The organism is Collinsella aerofaciens (assembly GCF_039752775.1).
Lineage (GTDB): Bacteria > Actinomycetota > Coriobacteriia > Coriobacteriales > Coriobacteriaceae > Collinsella > Collinsella aerofaciens_R.
In genome coordinates this window covers 175,096-182,394 of record NZ_JBDMGT010000001.1, presented here as the reverse complement: position 1 = coordinate 182,394, position 7,299 = coordinate 175,096, and the positions used below count along the sequence as shown (strand labels likewise).

Annotated in this window: 9 protein-coding genes; 6 read left to right on the top strand and 3 right to left on the bottom strand. The window is 62.3% G+C overall.

Annotation, left to right across the window (positions count from 1 at the left end; translation table 11 throughout):
* Nucleotides 1-169: 169 nt before the first annotated feature.
* From ABHR63_RS00835 to ABHR63_RS00825, 3 genes are read right to left on the bottom strand one after another with little or no spacing between them, the layout of a single operon-like run.
* On the bottom strand, nt 170-415 hold the full coding sequence (locus ABHR63_RS00835; RefSeq protein ID WP_346964624.1) for a hypothetical protein: 246 nt from the start codon (nt 413-415) through the stop codon (nt 170-172).
* A gap of 3 nt (nt 416-418) precedes the next feature.
* The gene (locus tag ABHR63_RS00830; RefSeq protein WP_346964623.1) at nt 419-757 is read right to left on the bottom strand and encodes a hypothetical protein; all 339 of its coding nucleotides are present in this window, start codon (nt 755-757) and stop codon (nt 419-421) included.
* A 22-nt stretch (nt 758-779) separates the two neighbouring features.
* Nucleotides 780-974: a helix-turn-helix transcriptional regulator gene (locus ABHR63_RS00825; RefSeq protein ID WP_114513521.1), complete on the bottom strand. Its 195-nt coding sequence runs from the start codon at nt 972-974 to the stop codon at nt 780-782.
* Nucleotides 975-1,089: 115 nt separating this feature from the next.
* Here ABHR63_RS00825 and ABHR63_RS00820 point away from each other — a divergent pair, with 115 nt between their 5' ends.
* The 6 genes from ABHR63_RS00820 to glmM all read left to right on the top strand — a co-directional run bounded on the left by ABHR63_RS00820 (nt 1,090) and on the right by glmM (nt 7,223).
* Nucleotides 1,090-1,734, top strand: coding sequence for a LexA family protein (locus ABHR63_RS00820; protein ID WP_346964622.1), 645 nt, complete (start codon nt 1,090-1,092; stop codon nt 1,732-1,734).
* 2 nt (nt 1,735-1,736) lie between these two features.
* Nucleotides 1,737-3,248, top strand: coding sequence for a recombinase family protein (locus ABHR63_RS00815; RefSeq protein ID WP_346964621.1), 1,512 nt, complete (start codon nt 1,737-1,739; stop codon nt 3,246-3,248).
* 636 nt (nt 3,249-3,884) lie between these two features.
* Nucleotides 3,885-4,763: a patatin-like phospholipase family protein gene (locus tag ABHR63_RS00810; RefSeq protein ID WP_271757604.1), complete on the top strand. Its 879-nt coding sequence runs from the start codon at nt 3,885-3,887 to the stop codon at nt 4,761-4,763.
* A gap of 157 nt (nt 4,764-4,920) precedes the next feature.
* Entirely contained in the window at nt 4,921-5,364 is a 444-nt protein-coding gene (rplM, locus tag ABHR63_RS00805; RefSeq protein ID WP_022094635.1) for a 50S ribosomal protein L13, read from the top strand.
* A 2-nt stretch (nt 5,365-5,366) separates the two neighbouring features.
* A complete protein-coding gene (gene rpsI / locus ABHR63_RS00800) occupies nt 5,367-5,762 on the top strand; it encodes a 30S ribosomal protein S9 (RefSeq protein WP_022094634.1) in 396 nt (131 codons plus the stop codon).
* Between the two features lie 123 nt (nt 5,763-5,885).
* Complete coding sequence (gene glmM, locus ABHR63_RS00795) at nt 5,886-7,223, top strand: phosphoglucosamine mutase (RefSeq protein ID WP_346964620.1); 1,338 nt, start codon at nt 5,886-5,888, stop codon at nt 7,221-7,223.
* Nucleotides 7,224-7,299 lie beyond the last annotated feature (76 nt).

Below are 7,299 nucleotides of genomic sequence, written 5' to 3'. Positions count from 1 at the left end.
CATTGTGGCATCCCGAGCCCGCGGAAAGAAGCTGCGCCGCGGGGGAGGCGACCCAAATGGCTTTCTCATATCGTCTTCCATTCCTGGAACTTCCTCTCGTTCTCTGGGTCCTTGTAGAACTCGCGCATCATGGCGGCGCACCCGTCGCACATGGCGCGCTGTATCGGGGTCATTCGCCCGCGACGCCCGGCAGAAGCAGCGGGGCGTCCTCGTAGGCGACCTCACCGGTGTCCCTATCCACGAACATCACCTCCTGGTCGTCGTACACGTGGATGTTGAGCATCTGCCCCGTGAACTCCACCAGCTTGGGGATGGAATCGCGGAACTTCGGGTCCAGCTCAAACTGCAGCACGCACTTGCCGCTCTTCACGTTGAGGGCGGTGAACCCCCCCCGTACGGTCACCTCGTTCAGCATGGCCTACTCCTTCTCGTCGTACGCGGTGTCGCGCGCGATGGTCTTGAAGTCGGTGCTCCAGCCCTTGCCGTTCACGCTGAACTGCACGGAGCTGTAGACGTTGAACTGCATGCCGCCGAGCTCGAACCAGGTCGTGCTCGCCTCCAGAAGCTCGATGCCGCTCGTCTGGAAGCCCCACATGGCCGCGATGCGGCGCTTGAGGCTGACGTGCGTCTCCTCCATGCAGCCGTTCTCGGCCAGCTCGAAGTTGACGGCCACGCGCTTGCGGTCGTCGATGAGGTGGTCGAGCGTTTTGCCGATGATCTCGGCGGCGAACTCGGGCTGGTGGCTCTTGGTGGTCATGGTTTCTCTCCAATCTATAGGTTTAACTATCGTTGCTGCCGAAAAAAATATCAGCCACACGCACGCCGAAAAGCTTTGCCAGTTTTTTGGCGTCCTCGATAGTCACGCTATCGGGGTTGCTTTCCATCTTTGCGTACGTGGGCCGCGAGATGCCGAGAAGGCCAGCCACGGCCTCCTGTGAGTACCGTGCCTTCTTGCGCGCATCAACCAATTCCATCGAATCACCTCCTTGCTTGGTATGCCTAAGACTATAACCAAACATATAGTGACTGTAAAGAAGATTTGTCATATTCTGTAAAAAGATTTTAACGGTCGCAGCGGAAGGAGGACACGTGAGCATAGCCGAGAACATCCGAAGGATTAGGACGCAGCACGACATGACGCAGGAGGAGTTCGGCAAAGTTGCCGCCGTCTCCGCTATGGCCGTATCTCAGTGGGAAAACGGGCGAGCAGTGCCTCGCATGGGCGCAGTTCAGCGTATTGCGGATTATTTCAATATCAGTAAAGGCGAGGTTATTGACGAGGGAACAGATGGCGTTGTTTTGCCCGCCGGTGCCATGCCCGTGGTGGCCAGCAGCGCAACCGTGCCGCTGCTCACGCTCGGGCGCGTGCACGCCGGCGCGCTCGCCGACGAGGAGGAGATAGCGCACCGCGTTGAGGTGCCCGCCTCGGTGTGCGCCGGGCACCCGCGCGCGTTCGCCCTGGAGGTCGAGGGCGACTGCATGAACCGCGTCATACCCGAGGGCAGCCACGTGCTGGTCGACCCCGACCGCCAGCCCGCCAACGGGTCCATCGCCGTGGTGGAGACCGAGGACTACCGCGCGGTCATGCGCCGCTGGTACAAGGGCAGCACCAAGCTGATGCTGTCGGCGGACAGCTTCGAGGACTACGAGGACATGATTTTCGGCATGGACGACGGACCCGTGCGAGTGATCGGCACGGTGGTGTGGTTCCAGGCCGCCGACGAGATGGAGTAGCCGTGGGCGGGCGCGCGGCGATATACGCCCGCTTCTCGAGCCACAACCAGCGCGGCGAGTCCATAGAGATACAGGTGGAGAAGTCCCGCGCCTACTGCGCCGAGAACGACCTGCGCGTGGTGGCCACGTACTGCGACTTCGCGCAGACGGGCACCAACACCGACCGCGCCGAGTTCCAGCGCATGATGGCCGACGCCAAGCGAGGGCTGTTCGATTTCGTGGTCATATATAAAGTTACCCGAATCATGCGCAACCGCGACGAGATGGCCATGGCGCGCATCATGCTGCGCCGCTGCCGCGTCGAGATACTGTACGCGGGCGAGGACATTTCGGACGGCTCGGCGGGCGTGCTGCAGCTGGGCATGCTGGAGGTGCTGGCGGAGTACGAGAGCGCGCTCGACGGCGAGCGCATACGCGACGGCATACAGAAGAACGCCGAGCGGTGCATGGCCAACGGCTGCGTGCGCTACGGCTGGGACATAGTGGACGGGCGCTACGTGGTCAACGAGGAGGAGGCCGCCGCCATCCGCCTGGGCGTGCGCATGGTCTTGTCGGGCAAGTCGGTGGCCGACGTGGTGCGCGCCTGGGAGCCGTACCGCACCAAGCGCGGCGGCAAGTGGCGCTTCCAGACGGTGCGCCGCATACTGATGCGGCGGGAGAACGGCGGGGAGTACCGCTACGCGGGCGTGGTCGTGCCCGGCGGCATGCCCGCCATCGTTCCCATGGATGACGAGGAGAGGGTGATACGGATGCTTGAGGACTCGCACAGGCCCCGCGCCAAGACCGAAGCGTGGGACTTCCCGCTCACGGGCAAGCTCTACGACGGGCGCGACGGCGGGCTGATGACCGGCACCAGCGGCACGGGCAAGTCGGGCAGGCCCTATCACTACTACCGCTGCCGCAGCTGCGGGCGCACCGTGCGCCGCGATGCCGTGGAGAAGCGCGTGGCCGACGCCGTGCGCGAGGCCCTGGGCAGCGCCGACAGCCGCGAGCGCATCGCTCGCATGCTGGCCGACGCCGAGGAGGAGCGCGCCGACGAGAAGCCCTTGAGCGAGACCATAAAGGGCGAGCTGGTCAAGATCGAGACGGCGTTCTCCAACATATGGGCGGCCATCGAGTCGGGCATCGCGCCGCCGGGCGGCAAGGAGCGCATAGACGCGCTGAAGCAGCGGCAGGCGCTCCTCAAGGACGAGCTGCGCACGGCCGAGGCCCTTGAGGCCGCCCGCCTTGACTACGACCGCGCGCTGTTCTGGCTTGAGGGCATGGCCGCCGCCGAGGTGGACGACGCGCAGCTTCTGCGCACGTTCGTGGCGCGCGTGGTGCTGGGCGGCCCCGACGATGACGACGGCCTGCGCGTGGCGTTCACGTTTGACGATTCTGCCGGCTTGGGCGATAATCCGTCGCTGCCTGGCGCTATAGGTCCAGGTGGCGAGGTGTTCGACCGAATGAACGCCAGCTCCACCATAAGTAACAGGCAGGTAGAGAAGTGTCTCTACCTGCCTTTTTATTTCTAGTCCGCACCGCGGAGAATCGAACTCTATGCAGGGCGCGAGCGTTAAGCAAACGCGAAGCGTTTGTAGCGAGCGGGCGAGGCGCCGGCAGGCGGCCGAAGCCGGTGCGGATTTGCGAAGCAAATACGCGGATTCTCCGCGCAAAGTCGCGACCAGATATAGATGCGATGCCGATTAAGCTCCGGCTGCCCATGCCCCGCACCAACGCAAGCCCCAAACCGCGGAGAATCGAACTCTGAGCAGGGCGCGGGCGTAAAGAAAACGCCTTGGCAACGCAGACCGGGACACGCTTTCCCGATGGCAGCCCAGGCGGAAAGCACGTCCCGGAATCCGCGCTCAGACTGGGACGTAGTTTCCGGATGATGCCTCAAGCGGAAACTGCGACCCGGAATCGAGCCGTAGAGTGGGATATGCTTTCCCAATGGCAGCTCAAGCGGAAAGCGCATCCCGGAATCTAAGCTCGGAATGGGATTCATTTTCCAGATGGCGGGCTCAGCGGAAAATACGACCCGGAATTTGCTCTGAGAACGGGACACGCTTTCCCGCCGACCGCTCCGCCCTCCTCAACTCCAAAACCTGCGCGCCCTCCATCTCAAAACTGGGTAGAAGAAAGCCAAAACGCAATCGCAGGAGGTCAATATGACTGCAGAAGATAAGGCAAAGAACGCCGGCAAGGTCGCGCTGGTCCTGGAGGGCGGCAGTTTTCGCGGGCAATTTACCGCAGGCGTGCTCGACGTTCTCATGGAGGCCGGCGTTGAGATTCCGGCTGTCTACGGTGTATCGGCCGGCGCCCTCAACGGCGTGAACTACAAGTCGCACCAGATCGGCCGTGCCAACCGCATCAACCTGGCTTTCTGCAACGACAGCCGTTTCATGGGCGCCGCATCGTTTGCGTCCACGGGTTCCATTGTGGGTTACGACTTTATCTTCAATGATGTCCAGGACCGCCTGGATCCCTTTGACAACGAGACGTTCGATGCGAGCCCCATCGAGATGTACGCCGTCGCGACGGACATGCTCTTTGGAACCGCCACGTACCTGCCGGTCAAAAGCGCCGTGCTCGATCTCGATGCCGTGCGCGCATCGACCTCGTTGCCGCTGGTGACGCCGCCGGTCGAGATTGACGGGCACAAATACGTCGACGGCGGCGTGGCCGATTCGGTCCCCATCGAGCACGTGCTGGAGGAGGCGGGCTTCGATCGCGCGGTCGTCATTGTCACGCAGGACCGCTCGTACGAGAAAAAGCCCTACGAGTTTATGCCCGCCGCGCGCGCTCGCTATGCCGACTACCCTTATCTGCTCGAGGCTATCGAGACGCGCCACGACCGCTATAACATCCAGCGCATGCATCTGTGGAAGTATGAGCGCGAGGGCCGCGCACTGGTCGTTGCTCCGCAAAAGCCGGTCGAGGTCGGCCACGTTGAGCACGATCCGGCAAAGCTCCTCGACTTGTATATTCAGGGCCGCCAGGAGGCAAAGCGCTTGCTCGGAGATATCGAGGCGTTTGTCGAGCGCTAGCGTCGCGACGTCATGACCCATGGACGACATGTGCAGAAACTCTGGTCGGAGCCAAAATACCTGTTGACTCGGGCGGCGAGCGGGGTAATATGGACGGGTTACTTGCAGAGCCCCGTGAATCTCTGTAACAACACGTACTGTACATGGAGGAGTCTAAGTGATTTCGAAATCGACTCACTACGCCAAGCAGGGCGAGGTCCAGCGCAACTGGGTTCTCGTCGACGCCGATGGTGCTGTCCTGGGCCGTCTTGCCACCCAGATCGCAATGATCCTGCGCGGTAAGAACAAGCCCCAGTTCACGCCCAACAGCGACTGCGGCGACTTCGTTGTCGTCATCAACGCCGATAAGGTCCAGCTTACCGGTAACAAGGCCGACACGAAGACCTATTATCGCCACAGCGGCTACAACGGCGGCCTCAAGGCTGAGAGCTTCCGCCAGGCTATGGAGAAGCACCCGGAGAAGGTCATCGAGCGCGCCGTTCGCGGCATGCTGCCCAAGACCACCCTCGGCCGTGCCCAGATGACCAAGCTTAAGGTCTACGCTGGTGCCGAGCATCCGCATGCTGCCCAGAACCCCACGAAGATTGAGCTGGAGGCTTAAAGATGGCTGAGAACACCGTTGTCTACCAGGGTACCGGCCGTCGTAAGAACGCCGTCGCCCGCGTCCGTCTCGTCCCCGGCACCGGCAAGGTGACCATCAACAAGCGCGACGCCGAGCAGTATTTCGGCCGTCATCAGCTCGTTGAGAACGCCCTTGCTCCCTTCAAGGTGACCGACACCGCCGGTCAGTTCGACGTTATCGCTCTGTGCGATGGCGGCGGCATCTCCGGTCAGTCCGGCGCTCTGCGTCTGGGCATCGCTCGCGCTCTTCTGAACGCTGGCGACTACCGTGCTGACCTCAAGAAGGCCGGTTTCCTTACGCGCGATGCTCGCGTGGTCGAGCGCAAGAAGTACGGCCTCAAGAAGGCTCGCCGCGCTCCCCAGTTCTCCAAGCGCTAAGGTTTTATCTCCTTACGAGATACAATGTACAAGCGGGGCCTGCCGATTGCTCGGCGGGTCCCGCTTTTCTTTTTCGACTAGGGTGGGCGACTGCGTTTTGTCCACTTGGGAAGGAGCGATCCTATGCCCCAGAACATCTTCGGTACCGATGGCGTCCGTGGCGTCGCCAACGCCGACCTCTCGTGCGACCTCGCGTTTCGCCTTGGCCGTGCGGCGACCAAGTTCCTTGGTCCGGACATTTGCATCGGTCGCGACACGCGTCTTTCGGGCACCATGCTCGAGAGTGCTCTGACCGCCGGCATTATGGCCGAGGGCGGCCGTCCGCACTGCTGCGGCGTTATCCCTACGCCGGCCGTGGCGCTGCTCACCGTCCAAAACGAGCTCGACGGCGGCATCGTCATCTCCGCTTCGCACAATCCGCCGGAGTTCAACGGCATCAAGTTCTTTAGCCGCAAGGGCATGAAGCTTCCCGATGCTGTCGAGGAAGAGATCAGCGCCTGGGTCATGTCCGAGGAGGCCATGGCTGCCGATACGCTGCCGACCGGTGCCGGTGTGGGTCACATCATCAAGATGAAGGACGCTCGCAAGGCATATGTCGACCATGCTATTAGCACCCTCGACGGCCTTAAACTCGACGGTCTGGTTGTTGCCGTCGACTGCGGCCACGGCGCTTCCTGCCAGACTACACCCGCCGCGCTGCAGCGCCTGGGTGCTACGGTCCATGCCATCAACACCGATTACTGCGGCACCGACATTAACGTCGAGTGCGGCTCCACTCATCTTGAGCCCCTGCGTGAGCTCGTACTGCGTACCCACGCTGACATCGGCCTGGCCCACGATGGCGACGCCGATCGCGTGCTGTTCGTGGACAGCGAGGGCAACGAGATCGATGGCGACTATATCCTGGCCATCTGCGGCTCTGACCTGGCCGCTCGCGGCAAGCTCGCCAACTCCGAGATCGTCTCGACCGTTATGTGCAACCTGGGCTTCTCCATCGCCATGAAGGAGCAGGGCTTTGAGATGGTGCAGACCGCCGTGGGCGACCGCTACGTTTTGGAGCGCATGCTCGCGGACGGCGCTGTCATCGGCGGCGAGCAGTCCGGCCACATCATCTTCCTGGAGCACAACACCACCGGCGACGGCTTGGTGACGGCCCTGCAGCTTCTGGCCGTGCTTAAGCGCACCGGCCGCACCCTCACCGACCTTGCCGGCATCATGAAGAAGTACCCGCAGGTGCTTGTCAACGTGCATTCGGACAACAAGGCCGGCCTGGACGATTGTCAGCCCATTTGGGACGCCGTCGCTGTCGCCGAGAAGGAGCTCAATGGTCGCGGCCGTATCCTGGTGCGCCCGAGCGGTACCGAGCCGCTGGTTCGCGTTATGGCCGAGGCCGAGACACACGAGCTGACCCAGCGCGTTGTCGACGACATCGTCGAGGTTGTCAAGCGCGAACTTCCCTAATGGTCAATAACGGGTGCCAAGTGGTAAACTGTTAAGGCTATTTTGATTGATTGGTATGTCCGAGGGGGAGCATGTT

Coding starts and splice junctions, on each gene's coding strand:
- ABHR63_RS00835 (WP_346964624.1), bottom strand. CDS start 415: ATGCTGAACGAGGTGACCGTACGGGGGGGGTTCACCGCCCTCAACGTG.
- ABHR63_RS00830 (WP_346964623.1), bottom strand. CDS start 757: ATGACCACCAAGAGCCACCAGCCCGAGTTCGCCGCCGAGATCATCGGC.
- ABHR63_RS00825 (WP_114513521.1), bottom strand. CDS start 974: ATGGAATTGGTTGATGCGCGCAAGAAGGCACGGTACTCACAGGAGGCC.
- ABHR63_RS00810 (WP_271757604.1), top strand. CDS start 3,885: ATGACTGCAGAAGATAAGGCAAAGAACGCCGGCAAGGTCGCGCTGGTC.
- rpsI (WP_022094634.1), top strand. CDS start 5,367: ATGGCTGAGAACACCGTTGTCTACCAGGGTACCGGCCGTCGTAAGAAC.
- glmM (WP_346964620.1), top strand. CDS start 5,886: ATGCCCCAGAACATCTTCGGTACCGATGGCGTCCGTGGCGTCGCCAAC.